The organism is Cerasicoccus maritimus (genome assembly GCA_031296935.1).
In the GTDB taxonomy this organism is placed as follows: Bacteria; Verrucomicrobiota; Verrucomicrobiia; order Opitutales; family Cerasicoccaceae; genus Cerasicoccus; species Cerasicoccus maritimus.
Genome location: JAVDPD010000009.1, coordinates 38,679 through 54,547 on the forward strand (window position 1 = coordinate 38,679; position 15,869 = coordinate 54,547).

14 protein-coding genes and 1 tRNA gene are annotated in these 15,869 nt (G+C 57.6%); 8 read left to right on the forward strand and 7 right to left on the reverse strand.

Features of this window, described 5'->3' with window-relative positions:
- Positions 1–42: 42 nt before the first annotated feature.
- The 3 genes from RBB62_RS07865 to RBB62_RS07875 all read right to left on the reverse strand — a co-directional run bounded on the left by RBB62_RS07865 (position 43) and on the right by RBB62_RS07875 (position 3,013).
- Positions 43–855, reverse strand: a complete 813-nt coding sequence (locus RBB62_RS07865; RefSeq protein ID WP_309398190.1) for a M48 family metallopeptidase — start codon at positions 853–855, stop codon at positions 43–45.
- A gap of 65 nt (positions 856–920) precedes the next feature.
- Positions 921–1,928 (reverse strand): polyphosphate kinase 2, encoded by a 1,008-nt coding sequence (ppk2, locus tag RBB62_RS07870; RefSeq protein WP_309398191.1) that lies wholly within the window; start codon positions 1,926–1,928, stop codon positions 921–923.
- Between the two features lie 263 nt (positions 1,929–2,191).
- Positions 2,192–3,013 (reverse strand): mechanosensitive ion channel family protein, encoded by an 822-nt coding sequence (locus RBB62_RS07875; protein ID WP_309398192.1) that lies wholly within the window; start codon positions 3,011–3,013, stop codon positions 2,192–2,194.
- 100 nt (positions 3,014–3,113) lie between these two features.
- On the opposite strand from RBB62_RS07875, the gene RBB62_RS07880 reads away from it, so the two are divergent.
- The 8 genes from RBB62_RS07880 to RBB62_RS07915 all read left to right on the forward strand — a co-directional run bounded on the left by RBB62_RS07880 (position 3,114) and on the right by RBB62_RS07915 (position 11,488).
- Positions 3,114–5,060: a DUF294 nucleotidyltransferase-like domain-containing protein gene (locus RBB62_RS07880; protein WP_309398193.1), complete on the forward strand. Its 1,947-nt coding sequence runs from the start codon at positions 3,114–3,116 to the stop codon at positions 5,058–5,060.
- Positions 5,057–5,794 carry a 3'-5' exonuclease gene (locus RBB62_RS07885; protein ID WP_309398194.1) on the forward strand — a complete coding sequence of 246 codons (738 nt, stop codon included), beginning with the start codon at positions 5,057–5,059 and terminating at the stop codon, positions 5,792–5,794. Before RBB62_RS07880 ends, RBB62_RS07885 begins: the two co-directional genes overlap by 4 nt.
- Before the next feature lie 87 nt (positions 5,795–5,881).
- Positions 5,882–5,966, forward strand: a tRNA-Leu gene (locus RBB62_RS07890).
- A 165-nt stretch (positions 5,967–6,131) separates the two neighbouring features.
- The gene (gene rnpA / locus RBB62_RS07895; RefSeq protein ID WP_309398195.1) at positions 6,132–6,521 is read left to right on the forward strand and encodes a ribonuclease P protein component; all 390 of its coding nucleotides are present in this window, start codon (positions 6,132–6,134) and stop codon (positions 6,519–6,521) included.
- Between the two features lie 34 nt (positions 6,522–6,555).
- Entirely contained in the window at positions 6,556–6,801 is a 246-nt protein-coding gene (gene yidD / locus RBB62_RS07900; RefSeq protein ID WP_343219081.1) for a membrane protein insertion efficiency factor YidD, read from the forward strand.
- A 223-nt stretch (positions 6,802–7,024) separates the two neighbouring features.
- On the forward strand, positions 7,025–8,974 hold the full coding sequence (yidC, locus tag RBB62_RS07905) for a membrane protein insertase YidC (protein ID WP_309398196.1): 1,950 nt from the start codon (positions 7,025–7,027) through the stop codon (positions 8,972–8,974).
- Positions 8,975–9,040: 66 nt separating this feature from the next.
- Positions 9,041–9,784, forward strand: a complete 744-nt coding sequence (locus RBB62_RS07910) for a YebC/PmpR family DNA-binding transcriptional regulator (RefSeq protein ID WP_309398197.1) — start codon at positions 9,041–9,043, stop codon at positions 9,782–9,784.
- Positions 9,785–9,838: 54 nt separating this feature from the next.
- The gene (locus RBB62_RS07915; protein ID WP_309398198.1) at positions 9,839–11,488 is read left to right on the forward strand and encodes a SurA N-terminal domain-containing protein; all 1,650 of its coding nucleotides are present in this window, start codon (positions 9,839–9,841) and stop codon (positions 11,486–11,488) included.
- Between the two features lie 271 nt (positions 11,489–11,759).
- On the opposite strand, the gene RBB62_RS07920 is transcribed toward RBB62_RS07915, so the two are convergent.
- The 4 genes from RBB62_RS07920 to RBB62_RS07935 form a co-directional block, all read right to left on the reverse strand.
- Entirely contained in the window at positions 11,760–12,521 is a 762-nt protein-coding gene (locus tag RBB62_RS07920) for a succinate dehydrogenase/fumarate reductase iron-sulfur subunit (protein WP_309398199.1), read from the reverse strand.
- A gap of 76 nt (positions 12,522–12,597) precedes the next feature.
- On the reverse strand, positions 12,598–12,966 hold the full coding sequence (locus RBB62_RS07925; protein ID WP_309398200.1) for a four helix bundle protein: 369 nt from the start codon (positions 12,964–12,966) through the stop codon (positions 12,598–12,600).
- Between the two features lie 50 nt (positions 12,967–13,016).
- Positions 13,017–15,011, reverse strand: a complete 1,995-nt coding sequence (locus RBB62_RS07930) for a fumarate reductase/succinate dehydrogenase flavoprotein subunit (RefSeq protein ID WP_309398201.1) — start codon at positions 15,009–15,011, stop codon at positions 13,017–13,019.
- A 21-nt stretch (positions 15,012–15,032) separates the two neighbouring features.
- Entirely contained in the window at positions 15,033–15,818 is a 786-nt protein-coding gene (locus tag RBB62_RS07935; protein WP_309398202.1) for a succinate dehydrogenase cytochrome b subunit, read from the reverse strand.
- Positions 15,819–15,869: the final 51 nt, after the last annotated feature.

Genomic DNA, 15,869 nt, shown 5'->3' on the forward strand with positions numbered 1-15,869 from the left:
CGTAAATGTGCTCGAAAGCTTTGCGTTGCAGAGTGAGTCAGCCTATTGGCCGGTAGCTTTGTAATACAAAGGCAGGACTTCGGGCATCATCTTTTCGAGGTTCTTGATGCGGGTGCTTTCGGCCGGGTGGGTGGAGAGAAATTCCGGGGTGCTGCCATCGCCCTTGGCCGCCATTTTTTGCCAGAAGGGCACGGCGACGCGTGGATCATAGCCAGCGCTGGCAGAGTAAATGAGCCCAATGTGGTCGGCCTCGGATTCCATCGTGCGGCTGTAGGGCAGGATGAAGCCATAGGTCGAGCCCGCTCCGTAGCTGGCCATGACGACCTGACTCAAGTCGTGGTCCACACCGCCTACGCCGAGGCCGATGGCGAGCGCGGCGCCAGCCATTTGGTTGGCCATTTGATGGGATACTTTTTCCTGCCCGTGGTCGGCGGAGACGTGGGCAATTTCGTGGCCCATGACCACGGCCATATCATCGTCGCTATCGAAGAGGGGGAAGATGCCGGTGTAGAAGCCGACCTTGCCGCCGGGCATGGCAAAGGCGTTGACCTGGTCGCTTTCAAAGAGGACGAACTCCCATTGATCGGCGGGCAGGAGGTCGGCACCGTTCTTACGGGCGGAGTCGACGATCTTTTTGCCGACGCGTTGGAGCTGGGCGTTTTTCTCGGCATCGCTGGAGACGGGCATTTCCGTCTTCATTTGCTCGAATTGCTGGACAGCCATGCTGGAGACTTCGGTGTCGCCCACGAGGCTTAGCTGGCTGCGCCCGGTCTCACTGACCGTTTGGCAACCGGTTAAGGCACCTATTAGCAGGCATGCGCAGAGTGTCGCAAAAAACGTAGAGAGCAGATTCATGCCTTTAGCTTAACTCCACTTTGGTCGGCGTCAACCCGCCGCATACGGCTAGTGCACACTGATGGCTACGCTGCGGCGGGGTCGATGGGCTGGGGGGCGCGCTCGTCGGTTTCGTAAATGTCCTTCGCCGCGCCGACGATGCGTGAGTTAAGTTCCTTGAGCAGTTTTTCGTCTTTGCCGGCGTAGGGGACTTTGCTGAGCATGTAGCGGATCGAGTTGAGGCGGGCGCGCTTTTTGTCATCTGAGCGGACAATGGTCCACGGCGCGTCGGCGGTGTCGGTGTAAAAGAGCATGGACTCCTTGGCCTTGGTGTATTGGTCCCAACGGCCGAGCGATTCGACATCCATTGGGCTGAGCTTCCACTGCTTGAGCGGGTCCTTGGCGCGGCCCATGAAGCGGCGGAGCTGCTCCTCGCGGCTGACTGAAAACCAGAACTTAAATAGCCGGATGCCGCTGCGGGTGAGCATGCGTTCAAACTCCGGGCACTGGCGCATGAACTCCAGGTATTCCTTAGGCGAGCAGAAGCCCATGACCTTCTCGACGCCAGCGCGGTTGTACCACGAGCGGTCGAAGAGCACGATCTCACCCGCGGTTGGCATGTGCTCCACGTAGCGTTGAAAATACCATTGGCCCTTCTCGGCGTCGGACGGTTTGGGCAGGGCGACCACGCGTGCGCCGCGAGGGTTGATGTATTCCATGAACCGCTTGATCGAGCCGCCCTTGCCAGCGGCGTCACGGCCTTCAAAAATCGCCACAATGCGTTCGCCCGTCTGCTGGCACCAGGCCTGCATTTTGACGAGCTCGATGTGCAGCAGGTGGATCTGGTCTTCGTAAAGGTCTTTCTTGATCGTCTTTTCGTAAGGGTAGGTCGGGCTGATGATCGACTTCTTGCTGGGCGCTTTTTTGACTTTTTCGACGATTTCCTTGGGAACGCTTTTAGCGACGACTTCGTCGATGGCGGCGGCCATGGGAAAAGCTTCTTCGAGCACGCTCTTGGTGCTTTTCTTGGAAGCCTTGGGCGCTCTCTTGGCTTTGGCGGACTTGGTAGTTTTCTTCTTGGAGGTCTTTTTCATGGCGACTGGTGGTGTTGGAAGAACGACAAAGCAGGAGCTGGCAGCTCCCTGCTTCAAGCTTGGTAGAGTGTAGAAAAAGCGCCGCGCGCCTTGTAAGAATTGCTAATGCAGCATGATACATGCCCGCATGGTGTTTGGCGAGGGATAAAAAAGCGTTCCTTCAGGCATGAAAAAACCGCCCCGGATGTCCGGGACGGTTGTGGTAAAATTTGCCCTCCGCTCTGGCGCAGTGCGCCAGACTTTCGGTCCAGCGTGACGCTGGGTTAGGCGGACTTCTTTTCGACGGTGTGCATGTAAACGTCCTGCTGCGGGTAGGGGATGGAGATGCCCTCTTCGTCGAGGCGCAGCTTGATGGTTTCCTGCAGGCGGAAGAAGACGTCCCAGTAATCGGCGGTCTTGACCCACGGACGGACGGCGAAGTTGACGGAGCTGTCGGCCATTTCGAGGAGGCCGATGGTCGGCGCGGGTTCGTCGAGGGTGCCCGGGTCGTTGGCGACGATTTCGGTGAGGACGGCCTTTACCTTGCGGATATCGTCGTCGTAGCTGACGCCGACCACGAGGTCCATGCGGCGGGTGTCCTTGGCGGAGAAGTTGGTGATGGCGCCGCTGAGGATTTGGCCGTTGGGAATGATGATGCCTTTGTTGTCCGGAGTGCGCATCTTGGTGTCGAAGATATTGATTTCCTCGACGATGCCGGCCACGCCGCCTGCCTGAATGAAGTCGCCCACGCGGAAGTGGCGGAAGGAAACGAGCATCACGCCAGCAGCGAAGTTGGCCAGCGAACCCTGGAGGGCGAGGCCAATGGCCAGGGTGGCGGCACCGAGGACTGCGATCACGCTCGTGGTGTCGATGCCGAGCTCGTCAGCAGCCATGAGGATGACCACAACCAGCAAGGCGGAGTAGAGCACATTGCAGAGAAACTTGACGATGGTCTCGTCGAGCTTGCGCGCTTCGAAGGTTTTGCGGGCGATGGTGACGGCGAGCTTGGCCAGCCATTTACCAACGAAAAAGGTGACGAGCGCCCAGAGGATGCTGAGCGAGTAGCTCTGAAGAATAGCGAGTATATCTTTGGCTTCAGTTTCCATAGCAGGTATGTGTTTTTAGTGTTTGAATTCTCGGCCCATTGATAAATCCTTGTGTTTTTATATACGAGCTTTTTCCCAAGGCTCCGCCATTCTGTAACTTATGAAAACCTCCAGCATCTCGCTCCGAGTCGCCGACTTCCTCAAGGGGCACCCTCCATTTGACATGATTTCGGAGGAAGACTTGCTGTTGCTTGCTGGCGCGGGCCGGGTAAAGTTTCATGAAAGCGGTGAGATCGTCTATGAAGAAGGCGATGACCGCGGGCGCTACGCCTTCGTGGTGCAGAAGGGCACAGTGAACCTTTTTCGCAAGTCGGCCCGCGGCGAAGACTTGATCGACGTACGCGTGGAAGGCGACTTGCTGGGCTTCCTCTTTGACTCGCCGGATATGCCATATCGCTGCACCGTCAAGACGGCCAGTGACACGATCATCTACGCGATTCCGCAGGCAATTTTACGAGAGTTGGCGGAGAAATACATTACCGTTGGGGACTACTTTCGCGAATATTTTGGTGAAGGCTTTACGCCGCGCCGTCACACTGCCAGCTCCCCGGAAAACGCCCGGGGCATTGATGAGCGCCCAGCGCACTGGCTGCAAAAGTCTGGCCCCGTCAATGAACGCGCCTCTAACCGCCTGCTCACCTATAAAATGGATGAGCCTATTCACATGGTGGCGAAGCGACTGGCCCCTGGCTTACAGGAGGCAATTGTGGCCGTTGATCACAATTTTCATCCCTTGGGCATCATTACGGAGTCCGATTTATCGGCACGCGTAGCCACGGGGTTAACATCTGTTGACGCGCCGGCGAGTGAGATCACTTCCACCAAGCTTATCACGGTGCGTCCAGGTATGAATGCTGGTCAGCTGATTCTAGAAATGCTGCACCATCGCCTGCATCATTTAATTGTGACGGAGGATGGGTCGACAACGTCGCCGGTTATCGGTGTGATCAGTGACCGCTCGATCCAGATGCTGCATGGAAGCATTCCGACCTTTTTGGCCAAGGAAATTTCCGTTGCTGAAGACGCTGCGGCGCTGGCCATTTTGCGTGATCGCGCGGACGAGCTTTTGCTTCACTACATCGAAGGCGATGCTCAGGTTTACTGGCTCGCGGATTTTATTTCGGAGGTGGATGGCGCGTTGTTGCAGCGTGCTATTGAGATATCCCGTCGAAAATTGCTGAGTTGGGGCTGGATCGAGCCCGAGGTTCGCTGGTGCTGGCTCGCGATGCACAGTGAAGGCCGAAAGGAGCGTATGCTGCGCTCCCCTCAGCGCACCGCGATGCTCTACGAAGAACTGCCGGAAGGGGATGCGGGAGTGGCTGCCGAGAACTGGTTTAAACAACTGGCCAATGAAGTCACCTCCATGCTTGCGCCCTGCGGGTTTGACCTCGATTCCGAGGGTCGCATGGCGACCAACCACGAATGGCGCGGACCACTGAGTGTATGGAAAGGCCGATTTGAGCAATGGATCGCCCATCCAATAGAAAGCAATATTTTGCGGAAAACGCCTTATTTCGACGCCCGCTGCGTCTATGGCGATGAAACGCTGTTGGATCAGCTTCGGATTCATATGCAGGAGTGCATTCACCAAAATCCGAACTTTATTCCGCTCTTGGCAAACGACGCAATGGACAACCTGCCACCAATCACGATCTTCCGTGACTCGGTGATGGACCAGTCTGGCACGCTCTGGACAAGCATTGACACCAAGATGCACGCCATGCTGCCCTTGGTAGATATTGCCCGCGTATTTGCGCTCAGTTTGAATTTGGACGATACGACCTTCACGCCGATTCGCTTCAAGCGGGTAGGGCGTCATTTAGTGGAGCAACGGGATTTATTTGAAGAGGCGGCCGAAGCCTTTAGCCATGCGATCCGCCTGCAAACCCGCTTAGGTCTCCGTCGTGGTGACGACGGGCAATATGTGAAACCCGAGGATCTGCCACGCATCGAGGTGCAGCGATGCAAGGCGATTTTTAAAACGGTGGTTCGCCTCATGGAGTTTGTTTCCCAATATTTCAATTTGGAAGGGAAGGAGCTGTCATGAGTTTGTTCGGGGATGATGACCATATCCAAGCTTACCGAGAAGTCTTTGAGACTACCTGGAGCGACGATACGCCAGTAAACGGAGTCAGGTTTATCTCGCTGGATTGCGAAACGACGGGCCTCAACCCAAAGAAGGATTCGATCATCACCATTGGCGCCGTGACGGTGGAAGACGGTTCGATCATGCTTGATGATCAATATGAGGCGTTAATCAAATTTGCCTATAACACCTCCTCGGTCGTGGTGCATGGCATTACGGCGGAAGAAGCGGCGGAGAATGGCATGGATGAGGCCGAGGCACTCGCCGGTCTACTGGGGTATTTGAAAGACGGTTTCATCGTTGGCCACCACATCGGTTTCGACGTGGAAGTAATTAAGCATGCCTGCCAGCGTCGCTTTGGTCTGGATTTTCGCAATCGCTGGCTCGACACAATGGACCTCACTCTCCACCTGGAGCGCGATGGCATGTTCGATGATATGGACTCGTCTGCTCCATTTCAGCGAACTCCAGGTGCTTCGCCAGATTTTTCACGTTCACGGGATTTCTCCCTCGATGGCCTATGCCGACGTTTTGGCGTGGAGCCGCATGATCGCCACACGGCCGCTGGCGATGCCTTCATTACCGCGCAGATCTTCATCAAGCTTCTTCGCATTGCCAAGCGCGCGGGCCGCACGACTTTGGGCCAAATAAGCGAGCGTTATGTGGAAGCATCGGATGATGGCAGCAGTGGCTGATTGTCGTTTGCTGTATTGAATTTTCTTTTGTGCCAAGCCGGGTTGACAAAACCGATTTGCTTCGCTTATACATCCATCTTCGCAAATGCTCGGGTGGCGGAATTGGCAGACGCGCTGGGTTTAGGTTCCAGTGTCTTACGACGTGCAGGTTCGACCCCTGTCCCGAGTACCAGCCTCCGGCTGGACCGTTAGATTTGCGCAGTGCGCAAATGGCGGTGAGGATGAGAATACGAAATGCGGATTTTTCCTGATTGGTAGGCTTTGGGATTCTATAGACCTCTCTAAGCGCACCATATTACTCTTTTTCCTTTAATCTTTTTCCTTTTTCCTTCCACTCATGCGTCTTCGTCCCTGGCAACGCCTCCGCAAGCGCCGCGAATTCAATCGCGAGCGGGGCATTGGTCTGCGCTACGAGTGCCCGCCGTTCCTGTGCCGGGTGTTGCCGCCGATGGACCCGACGGCCCGGCCTTGTCGTCGTTTGGGGGTCATTGCATCCAAACGGGTAGGCAATGCCATATGCCGAAACCGCTGCAAACGCTTGCTACGCGAAGTTTTTCGTCTCAACCAGGAGGCGCTACCCGAGCACTGCGACGTCATTTTTGTGGCCCGCAAAGATCTCCTGGAAACCCCGCTCGCGGAGCTGGAGGCGCGTTTTCGCGACGCCGCGCAGCGCGCCGTGAAGCGTTGGGCGCGCCAGAAGGACTCTCCGCCGCCCAGTGAAGCCTGAGCATGCCAGTTTGCCGGCCCGCGCTGCGGCGTGGTTGGTCCGCCTTTATCAGGTGACCCTTTCGCCGCTGAAGAAGGTGCTCTTGGGACCCGGTGGCGCATGTCGTTTTCACCCAACGTGTTCGGAATACACGCGCGTGGCGATTTTACGGCATGGATTGATGAAAGGCGGCTGGCTGGGCTTCAAGCGCATCCTCAAATGTGGCCCCTGGCATCCGGGGGGCTGTGATCCGGTTCCAGACCGTCGGCCGGGAATCGGAAGGAAAAAGGAAAAAGATTAAGGGCAAAAGGGCCTGGATTGATGGGCTGTCAGGTCGAAGTTGGGCGTTTCGCTTTTCACTTTGATTTTTGAAAATCAAATCAATCATTCTGAAACTTTTTCCTTTAATCTTTTTCCTTTAATCTCCCGCGCCTCTGCGCGGGGCAAAGATTAGCATTGAAGCGAGCCCGGAAACCGTTTCGCTAGTCCGTTTTCACTCGCGCCACTTTTGGCGCAAAAACCTCATGGATAAAAAGAACACCATAATCGGAATCGTGCTCATGGGCGCGGCGATGTTCCTGTTTACACAGCAGGTCCGGGAGAATCAGAAGCTTGCCGAAGAACAGCGCAAGAATGCGCCGATCGTTGAGCAGGCTGAGGAGGGCGCTGATGCCGCATCTACCGACGCTGCCTCCGCGGAGCCCGGAGAGGCTGCGGCCCCGGTTGCCACGACCGGTGGTTCGGCGCCCCGCAGCTTGTTTGGCGCGGAAGAGAAGGAAGCACCGGTTGCCCCCATCGCGACCCCGGCCACCGATCTGCCCGAGGAGACCTACGTGCTCGCCAATGAACACATCCGCGTGACCTTCACCAGCAAGGGCGGCGCGATTAAGAATGTGGCCTTTATCGACACGATGCCCGATGGCCGCCTGAAATACCCGGCGACCCTCAATAGCGAGGAGCCCTACATCTTTGGTGCCGGCTCCGAAAAGCCCGCACTAGCGATCAGCATCGACACGGACAGTGACGGTATTCCCGAAGAAGTGGCTCCCGACTACAAGGTGCAGGAAATTGACGAAGCCGCTGGCCGCATTCAGCTGGCTTATCAGGATGAGTCCGGCGTGCAGGTCATCCGCGCCTATGTGTTGGCGAAGGAAGGCAGGGAAACGGACCCCTACGTAATCCAGCACGAAACGTATTTCATCAACACCGGTTCCAAGCCCTTCCCGTTACAGGCGATGTTCATCAACGTTGGCTCGGCTCCCCCCACCAAGGGCGACGTCCGCCACGAGTTCCTGAACTTCGGCTACTACGCCGCCGGTGACTCGGAATTCCTCAAGATGAGCAAATTCACCGGCTCCAAGGGTTTCCTCGGCTTTGGCGCGAACCCGCCGCGTGACTTCGTTTACGATGGCATGAATGAAATGGGCGGCGAGGTCGTTTGGGCCTCCGTGAAGAACCAGTTCTTCACCACCGTGCTGACACCGACCGACGCCAAGGGCTCCGGCATCTTCGCCAAGCCGATCGACCTCAGCGCCACGATTGAAGACCCCGAGCTGCAGCAGGGCCTGACGGGTGCCATGGAGTTCGACCTCGGTTCCGTGCCAGTTGGCGACCGCAAGTCCATCCGCACTAATTTCTACGTGGGGCCCAAGGAATATTTCCGCCTCAACGCAATGGGCCAGAACCAGGACGAGATCATGCAGTTCGGCTTCTTTGGCGGCATCAGCAAGATCCTGCTTTGGGCGCTGGTGAGCATCCACGACTTGATCGTACCGCTGGCGCCGACCTGGGGCTGGGGCTTCGCCATTATCATCCTCACGGTGATCATCAAGGCGCTGCTTTGGCCGCTGACGCAGGTGCAGGTCCGCTCCGCCAAGGCGATGGGCAAGATCCAGGCACCGATGAAGGAGCTACAGGAGAAGTATAAGGAGAACCCGACCAAGCTCCAGCAGGAGACGATGAAGCTCTTTAAGGAGCACAAGGTCAACCCGGCTGCCGGTTGCTTACCGATCATTTTCCAGATCCCAATTTTCCTGGGTCTATTCTACATGCTGCGGACTTCGTCCGACCTGCGCTTCTCGCCGTTTCTGTGGATCAAGGACCTTTCGGTGGCCGACACCCTGCCGTTCATGCCGGACTGGTTCCACCTGATGCCGCTCTTCATGACCGGCGCGATGGTCATCCAGATGCGGATGACGCCGACGCCGACCACGGACAACATGCAGCGCAAGATCTTCCAGTTCATGCCGCTGATCTTCCTGGTTTTCTGTTACAGCTTCCCGTCCGGCCTCGTGCTTTACTGGACTGTGCAGAACTGCATTTCCATCTTCCAGCAGTGGCTGACCAACCGCAAGCGCGACGATGAAGACACCGGCAAGGATGGCGTAATCGACGTGTCCGAGGCCCCCGCCGCCAAGAAAACCGCCAAAAAGGGCGCTCAATCCGCGAAAAAAGGCGGTAAGAAAAAGCGCTAAGCCATTTTATAATTGAAAGCTGGCCGCTAAAATTATCGAAAGAACTGTTAAAACCCCGCATTTACCATGTCAGGACACTCCAAATGGGCCACCATTAAGCGCCACAAGGCGGCGATCGACGCCAAACGTGGCAAAATTTTCAGCGTCATCTCCAAGGAGTTGACCATCGCTGCCCGAGATGGCGGCGGCGACCCTGAGTTCAACCCGCGCCTGCGGATGCTCATCCTCAAAGCCAAAGGCTCGAACATGCCGGCTGACAATGTGGACCGCGCCATCAAGAAGGGCACTGGCGAGCTGCCGGGCGTGGTCTATGAAGAACTGGTTTACGAAGGCTATGGCCCGGGCGGCGTCGGCATCATCGTCGAAGTCACCACCGACAACAAGAACCGCTCCGCCTCCGAAGTCCGCTCCACGTTCACCAAGTGCGGTGGCAATCTGGCGGGCGCCGGCGCACTGGCGTTCAACTTCCAGCGCAAGGGCCAGTTCATTATTTCTTCCGAGAAGACCGATGAGGAGACCCTCATGGAAGTAGCCATCGATGCTGGAGCTGAGGACATCGCCAACAACGAAGACCACTTCGAAGTGACCTGCGAAATGTCCGAGTTTGACGCGGTTTCCACTGCGCTGAACAAAGCCGGCATCGAGCCCGACAGCTCCGAACTCGCCTACATTCCCAACACGCTGGTGCCCGTGACGGACGCCGACGTGGTCAAGCAAGTCCTCCGCCTGACAGAAACCCTCGACGACCTTGAAGACGTGAAAGCCGTCTGGTCCAACTATGACATCGACGACTCTCTCCTGGGTGACTAATCCCTTGCGGGGTTAAATCCACACCTCCCCACCTCAACACTCACACTTTTAAGCATGTTTACCTGGCTTCAGACCCACATCCAGAAGCACCACAAGATCATCTTCGGGATTATCCTTGTGGTCGTTATCATTTCCTTCGTGTTCACGATCGGTAACTTCGGTGGCTTTGGTAACCCGACCAACCCGAACGCCGGTCCGCGCGATTTCTACGGTTTCAACCTAAATTCCAACCGCGACGTGCGCTCGCTGGAGCAGTGGACGACGATCTCGCTCGCGCTTGATCGCCAGCGCATCACCGACGATGCCGTGCAGTACGGTGTTTTGCAGCGCGCGGTCATGCTGGACCTGGCTGCTAAGTTGCAGATCCCTGGGCCGACGCAGGAGCAGTTTACTCAATACGTCACCGAGCGCCCGGCCTTCCAGGATTGGCAGACTGGCAAGTTCAGCCAGAAGATGTATGGCGCGTTCGTGGAAAGCTTCCAGAACAACCCGAATTTTACCAAGGAGACCTTGGAAACTGCGCTTACGCAAAACTTCCGCATCGACCAGGTGGCTAGCGCCATTGGCGGGCCGGGCTACGTGATGCCTTACCTGGCAGTAGAGGAAATTAAGCGCCGCGATACGGTCTGGTCGCTCGACATGGCCGAGCTTGACCGCGATACCTTCGAGCCGACTTTCGACATCACCGACGAAACGCTCCAGGAGTTCTACCTGCAAAATAAGTTTCGCTACGAAACCAAGCCCGAGATTGTGGCCGAGTATGTTTCTTTCCCCAGCGCTGATTTCGTGAGCCAGGTTGCCGAGCCGACCGAGGCTGAGCTGACTGCCGTTTACAACAGCAACCGCGCTCAGTGGCCGAAGAATGACGAAGGCGCCATTAAGCCGCTCGCCGACATCAAGGAAGCGGTCATCGCGAAATACAAGGAGGAGAAGGCGCAGGAACTCGCGCTCAATGAAGCCAACAAGCTTGCCGTCGCGCTTTACGACGCCGCCTACGATGGCTCGATCAAGCAAAACGATCCGTCGCTGGCCGCGTTCCTGAGCGAGCAAAAGCTTTCACTGCAGAAGCTGCCGCCGTTCAGCTCGGACAATCTCAACGTGAGTCCGATCGTTCCGGCTTCCGGCTTGAGCCAAATCCTGAACCTCCAGGAAGGCCGCTTCTTCACCGATGGCGGTGTGAAGACCTCCGACGGCGCGGCTGTGCTGTTGCTGGTCGAAAAGGGCGCGACCCGCATCCCTGAGCTGGCAGAAGTTCGCGACCGCGTCATTGCCGACTACAAGGTCTATGAAAAGGGCCGTCAATTTAACCAGAAGGCCGAAGAGGCCCAAGCCTCGCTGCAGGCAGCAGTGGACGCCGGCAAGAGTTTTGTGGACGAAGCCAAGGCGCTTGGCTTCACGGTGCAGAGCTTTGATGACTTCACCATGATGAGCCCGCCCAAGGGTGTGGACAACTTCGTGCTCAGCACCTTGGGCGACATGGAGCAGGGTGAGGTGTCCAACCTCGTTGGCTTCGGCGACATCGGCACGATTCTCTATGTGAAGAAGGCTGATGCCCCGGACGTCGACGCCAGCTCCGAGCAGGTGGTTAAGGAAATGGAGCAGATCCAATCCCAGATCGCCATGGCTACGGAAGCGAGCATCGTCAACGAGCTCATCGAGATCGGCAACAAGCAGCTCGAAACCGAAGAGCAGCCCACCCTCTAACCACCAGCCTCCGAATGGACCGGAGCCAGCGTCCCGCGAATCGACTGAGCTCGCCGAAGTCTGGACCGGGGATATTCTTTCAGAAACGTCGTCCGATTGGGCGGCGTTTTTTTGTGGGCTGCTGTTTGTTTTGCTGGAACGCGAAGCTTCAGCGAGTGTTTTCGGCTTTTCCGCCAGATGAAACAACACTCGCTGAAGCTTCGCGTTCCGCGTACAAAAAAACGCCCGCCAACGAGGTCGCGGGCGGGCGTTAGATTGATGCGTTATCGCGCTAGCAAGCGTGATTGAAGAAATTGCGAACGCGGGCGACGGCGTAGTCACGGTTCATCTTGGCGATGAAGTCCAGGGTGATTTCCTTCGGGCAGACGGCCTGGCACTCACCGTAGTTGGTGCAGTTGCCGAAGCCGGCGTCGTCCATGGCGGAGACCATCTTCATCACGCGCTGGTCCTTCTCAGCCTGGCCCTGCGGGAGCAGGTTCAGGTGACCGGCCTTGGCGGAGGTGAAGAGCATGGCCGAACCGTTCGGGCAAGCGGCGACACAGGCACCACAGCCGATGCAAGCCGCTGCGTCCATAGCCTTGTCGGCGATGGGCTTCGGGATCGGGGTGGCGTTGGCGTCCTGGGCCGAACCGGTGCGGGCGGTGACGAAGCCGCCGGCCTGGATGACCTTGTCGAATGCGGTGCGGTCGACGATGAGGTCCTTCACCACCGGGAACGCCTTGGCGCGCCAGGGCTCAATGGTGATGGTGTCGCCGTCCTTGAAGTGACGCATGTGGAGCTGGCACGCGGTGGTGGCGCGCTGCGGGCCGTGGGCTTCGCCGTTGATGACGAGCGAGCACATGCCGCAGATGCCTTCGCGGCAGTCGTGGTCGAACGCGACGGGCTGTTCGCCCTTGCCAACGAGTTGCTCGTTCATGATGTCGAGCATTTCGAGGAAGGAGGAGCCTTCGTCGACGTCGGGCAGCTCATAGCTGACAAACTTGCCTGCTTCTTCGCCGTTCTTTTGGCGCCAGATTTTCAGATGTAATTTCATGTCTGGATGTTGTTTAAAGGGAGAAGGGTGATGGCAGAAGGCAGAAGGGAAGTGTTGGATTTGCCGTTGCCATGTGTTAATTTTGCTTGGTTTCGAGCTTATTAATTAAAGAGGCGAGCATGCGTTCGATCTCAGTTGAGATTGAATCGATCTCGGATGTGTGCTGGGACTCGGTAAAGGCCAGATTACGCGCTATTTCGATCTGCGTTTGCATTTCGTACAGCGAACCTGAGGCTATGCGAAGAAAGCGAATGTAGTCTGCGCGGGAACGACGACCGTATCCTTCGGCAATATTGCTAGGAATGGAAACGGCCGCCCGGCGAATCTGGTTCGTTAGCGCAAACTGTTCAGACGGTGGGAAGTCAGCGCTCACACGGTAAACCAGCGTCACCAGCTCCATCGCCTTTTGCCAGACGATAAGATCTCTGAAGCTCTCTACCTTCATTGTGTTAGCGTACCCTTCTGCCATCTGCCTTCTCCCTCCTGTCTGCGGAGTTATTTATAACTACGCGTAGCCATGTGGACTTCTTCGTAGACGAGATTTTCTTTGTTGAGCTTGGGTTCGACGTCGTCGCCCATGTATTCCCAAACGCCGGCGAAGGCGAAGTTTTCGTCGTCGCGCTTGGCTTCACCTTCGGAGATGAGGCCGGCCTTGACTTCGGGGTCTTCGGGCATCGACTGGTGCTCCGAGCGGAAGTGACCGCCGCAGGACTCTTCGCGCATGAGGGCGTCGCGGCAGAGCAGTTCGCCGAACTCGAGGAAGTCGGCCACGCGACCGGCGCGCTCCAGCTCCTGGTTGAGTTCGCCATCTTCGCCGAGGACCTTCACGCGGCTCCAGAACTCCTTGCGCAGGGCTTGGATTTCCTGGATTGCTTCGGTGAGGCCCTGCTTGTCGCGAGCCATGCCGCACTTGTCCCACATGATCTTGCCGAGGCGCTGGTGGAAGCTGCGTGGGCTTTCGTCGCCCTGAATGGAGAGGAGCTTGTCGATGCGATCGCGGACGGACTTTTCGGCTTCGTCAAATGCCGGGTGGTCGGCTGAGATCTTGCCAGCCTTGGCGATGCCCTGCTTGCCGAGGTAATTACCCAGCGTATAAGGCAGCACGAAGTAACCGTCGGCCAGACCTTGCATGAGCGCGGATGCGCCGAGGCGGTTTGCGCCGTGGTCGGAGAAGTTGGCTTCGCCCGCGACGAAGAGGCCGGGGACGTTGCTCTCAAGATTGTAGTCAACCCAGAGACCACCCATGGTGTAGTGGACCGCCGGGAAGATCATCATCGGCACCTCGTAAGGATTGTCGCCGGTGATGCACTCATACATGTCGAAGAGGTTGCCGTAACGCTGGGCAATGACGTCCTTGCCGAGGCGCTTGATCGCGTCGCGGAAGTCCAGGTAAACGCCGAGGCCGGTGGAGGCGATGCCGCGTCCGTCGTCGCAAGCTTCCTTGGCCGCGCGGGACGAGATGTCGCGCGGTGCAAGGTTACCAAAGCTCGGGTATTTGCGCTCCAGGTAGTAGTCGCGATCTTCTTCGGCAATGTCGTTGGCCTTGAGTTCGCCCTTGCGGACCTTCTGTGCGAGTTCCTTCGTCTTCGGCGCCCAGATGCGGCCGTCGTTACGAAGCGACTCGGACATGAGGGTAAGCTTGGACTGCTGTTCGCCGTGGACGGGGATGCAGGTCGGGTGAATCTGCGTGTAGCAGGGATTCGCGAAGCCTGCGCCCTTCTTATACGCGCGGTAGGCGGCGGTGACGTTGCAGCCCTGGGCGTTGGTCGAAAGGAAGAACACGTTGCCGTAACCACCGGTGGCGAGGACAACTGTGTCGGCGGCCCAACGCTCGATCTTACCGGTCACGAGGTTGCGGGTGATGATGCCCTTGGCGTGCTTTTGGCCGTCATCGTCGTCGACGAGTACGAGCTCCAGCATTTCGTGGCGGTTATACATTTTGACCGCGCCGAGGCCGATCTGCTTGGAAAGCTGCTGATAGGCGCCGAGGAGGAGCTGCTGACCAGTCTGTCCGCGAGCGTAGAACGTGCGGGAGACCTGAGCGCCACCGAAGGAGCGGTTGTCCAGCAGGCCGCCGTATTCGCGGGCGAACGGAACGCCCTGTGCAACCATTTGGTCGATGATGTTGACGGACACTTCAGCCAGGCGGTGAACGTTGGCTTCGCGGGCGCGGAAGTCGCCACCCTTTACGGTGTCGTAGAACAGGCGGTAAACGGAGTCACCGTCGTTCTGGTAGTTCTTGGCGGCGTTGATGCCGCCCTGAGCTGCGATCGAGTGAGCGCGGCGCGGGCTGTCCTGATAACAGAAGCACGACACCTGGTAGCCCATTTCCGCGAGGGAGGCGGCTGCGGAAGCGCCTGCGAGGCCCGAGCCCACGATGATGACGTGGTATTTCCGGCGGTTGGCCGGGTTGACCAGTTTGATCTTGGTCTTGTGGCTGGACCACTTTTGGGCCATTGGCCCTTCGGGGATGTTGGAATTAAGTTCCATGACGATTGCGGTGTTGGGAAATTAGTGGTGTGCGGCGGGAGTTTCGGCGGCCGGTGCGGCACCGGCCCAAGCGGCTTGTTTCTCGGCGAGGTAGTCCTTGCCGAAGCCGGCGAGGACGGAAGCGGGGATCGAGGCGAAGCCCAGGAAGATCACCCAACCGAAGACGGCGGCGAGGCACTTGAGCTTGTAGCGCCAGGCTTCGTTGCGCAGACCGACGGACTGGAACATCGAGGCGACACCGTGGCTGAGGTGCATGCAGAGCAGCGCCATTGTGACGATATAGAACAGCGAGATGATCGGGCTGGAGAAGCCGCTGACCATCATTGCGAATACGTCAAAGTATTCGAGCGGCACATGGCCGACTTCGATCATCGCGGTGCCGATGGTTTCGTTGTAGTGCTCCGGCACGACACGTGTGGTGTATTGCAGGATGTGGAAAACGATGAACGCCAGAATCAGCACGCCGGTCACCGGCATGGTCCGCGAAGCGTAAGTCGAGGCGAGTGTCTTCTGGCCGAGGTAGGACTCCGGGCGCGCAGCGCGGTTTTCCTTGGTCAGCAGAACCGCCATCCACACGTGAATCGCCAGGAAGGCGAGCAAAGAGCCGCGAATGAGCCACAGTGTAACCGGCGCCCCGGGGAGGTGATGCAGGTGGAATGCATATGCGTTAATGACATCCGGCCCAAGGAAGAACTGGAGGTTCCCCAGCATGTGCCCGATAATGAACAACACCAGGACGAGCCCGGAGATGGCCATTAAGTATTTCTTAACCAGTGAAGGTATGTGACAGGGTTTAGTTGTGCTCATAACGGGGATCTTATTATAATCCGTTCAAGTGCTGTTAGCTCATAAAAATAG

Bases quoted from the DNA above. Each gene is read 5' to 3' on its own strand.
- RBB62_RS07865 (WP_309398190.1), bottom strand. From the start codon at position 855: ATGAATCTGCTCTCTACGTTTTTTGCGACACTCTGCGCATGCCTGCTA.
- ppk2 (WP_309398191.1), bottom strand. From the start codon at position 1,928: ATGAAAAAGACCTCCAAGAAGAAAACTACCAAGTCCGCCAAAGCCAAG.
- RBB62_RS07875 (WP_309398192.1), bottom strand. From the start codon at position 3,013: ATGGAAACTGAAGCCAAAGATATACTCGCTATTCTTCAGAGCTACTCG.
- RBB62_RS07880 (WP_309398193.1), top strand. From the start codon at position 3,114: ATGAAAACCTCCAGCATCTCGCTCCGAGTCGCCGACTTCCTCAAGGGG.
- RBB62_RS07885 (WP_309398194.1), top strand. From the start codon at position 5,057: ATGAGTTTGTTCGGGGATGATGACCATATCCAAGCTTACCGAGAAGTC.
- rnpA (WP_309398195.1), top strand. From the start codon at position 6,132: ATGCGTCTTCGTCCCTGGCAACGCCTCCGCAAGCGCCGCGAATTCAAT.
- yidC (WP_309398196.1), top strand. From the start codon at position 7,025: ATGGATAAAAAGAACACCATAATCGGAATCGTGCTCATGGGCGCGGCG.
- RBB62_RS07910 (WP_309398197.1), top strand. From the start codon at position 9,041: ATGTCAGGACACTCCAAATGGGCCACCATTAAGCGCCACAAGGCGGCG.
- RBB62_RS07915 (WP_309398198.1), top strand. From the start codon at position 9,839: ATGTTTACCTGGCTTCAGACCCACATCCAGAAGCACCACAAGATCATC.
- RBB62_RS07920 (WP_309398199.1), bottom strand. From the start codon at position 12,521: ATGAAATTACATCTGAAAATCTGGCGCCAAAAGAACGGCGAAGAAGCA.
- RBB62_RS07925 (WP_309398200.1), bottom strand. From the start codon at position 12,966: ATGAAGGTAGAGAGCTTCAGAGATCTTATCGTCTGGCAAAAGGCGATG.
- RBB62_RS07930 (WP_309398201.1), bottom strand. From the start codon at position 15,011: ATGGAACTTAATTCCAACATCCCCGAAGGGCCAATGGCCCAAAAGTGG.
- RBB62_RS07935 (WP_309398202.1), bottom strand. From the start codon at position 15,818: ATGAGCACAACTAAACCCTGTCACATACCTTCACTGGTTAAGAAATAC.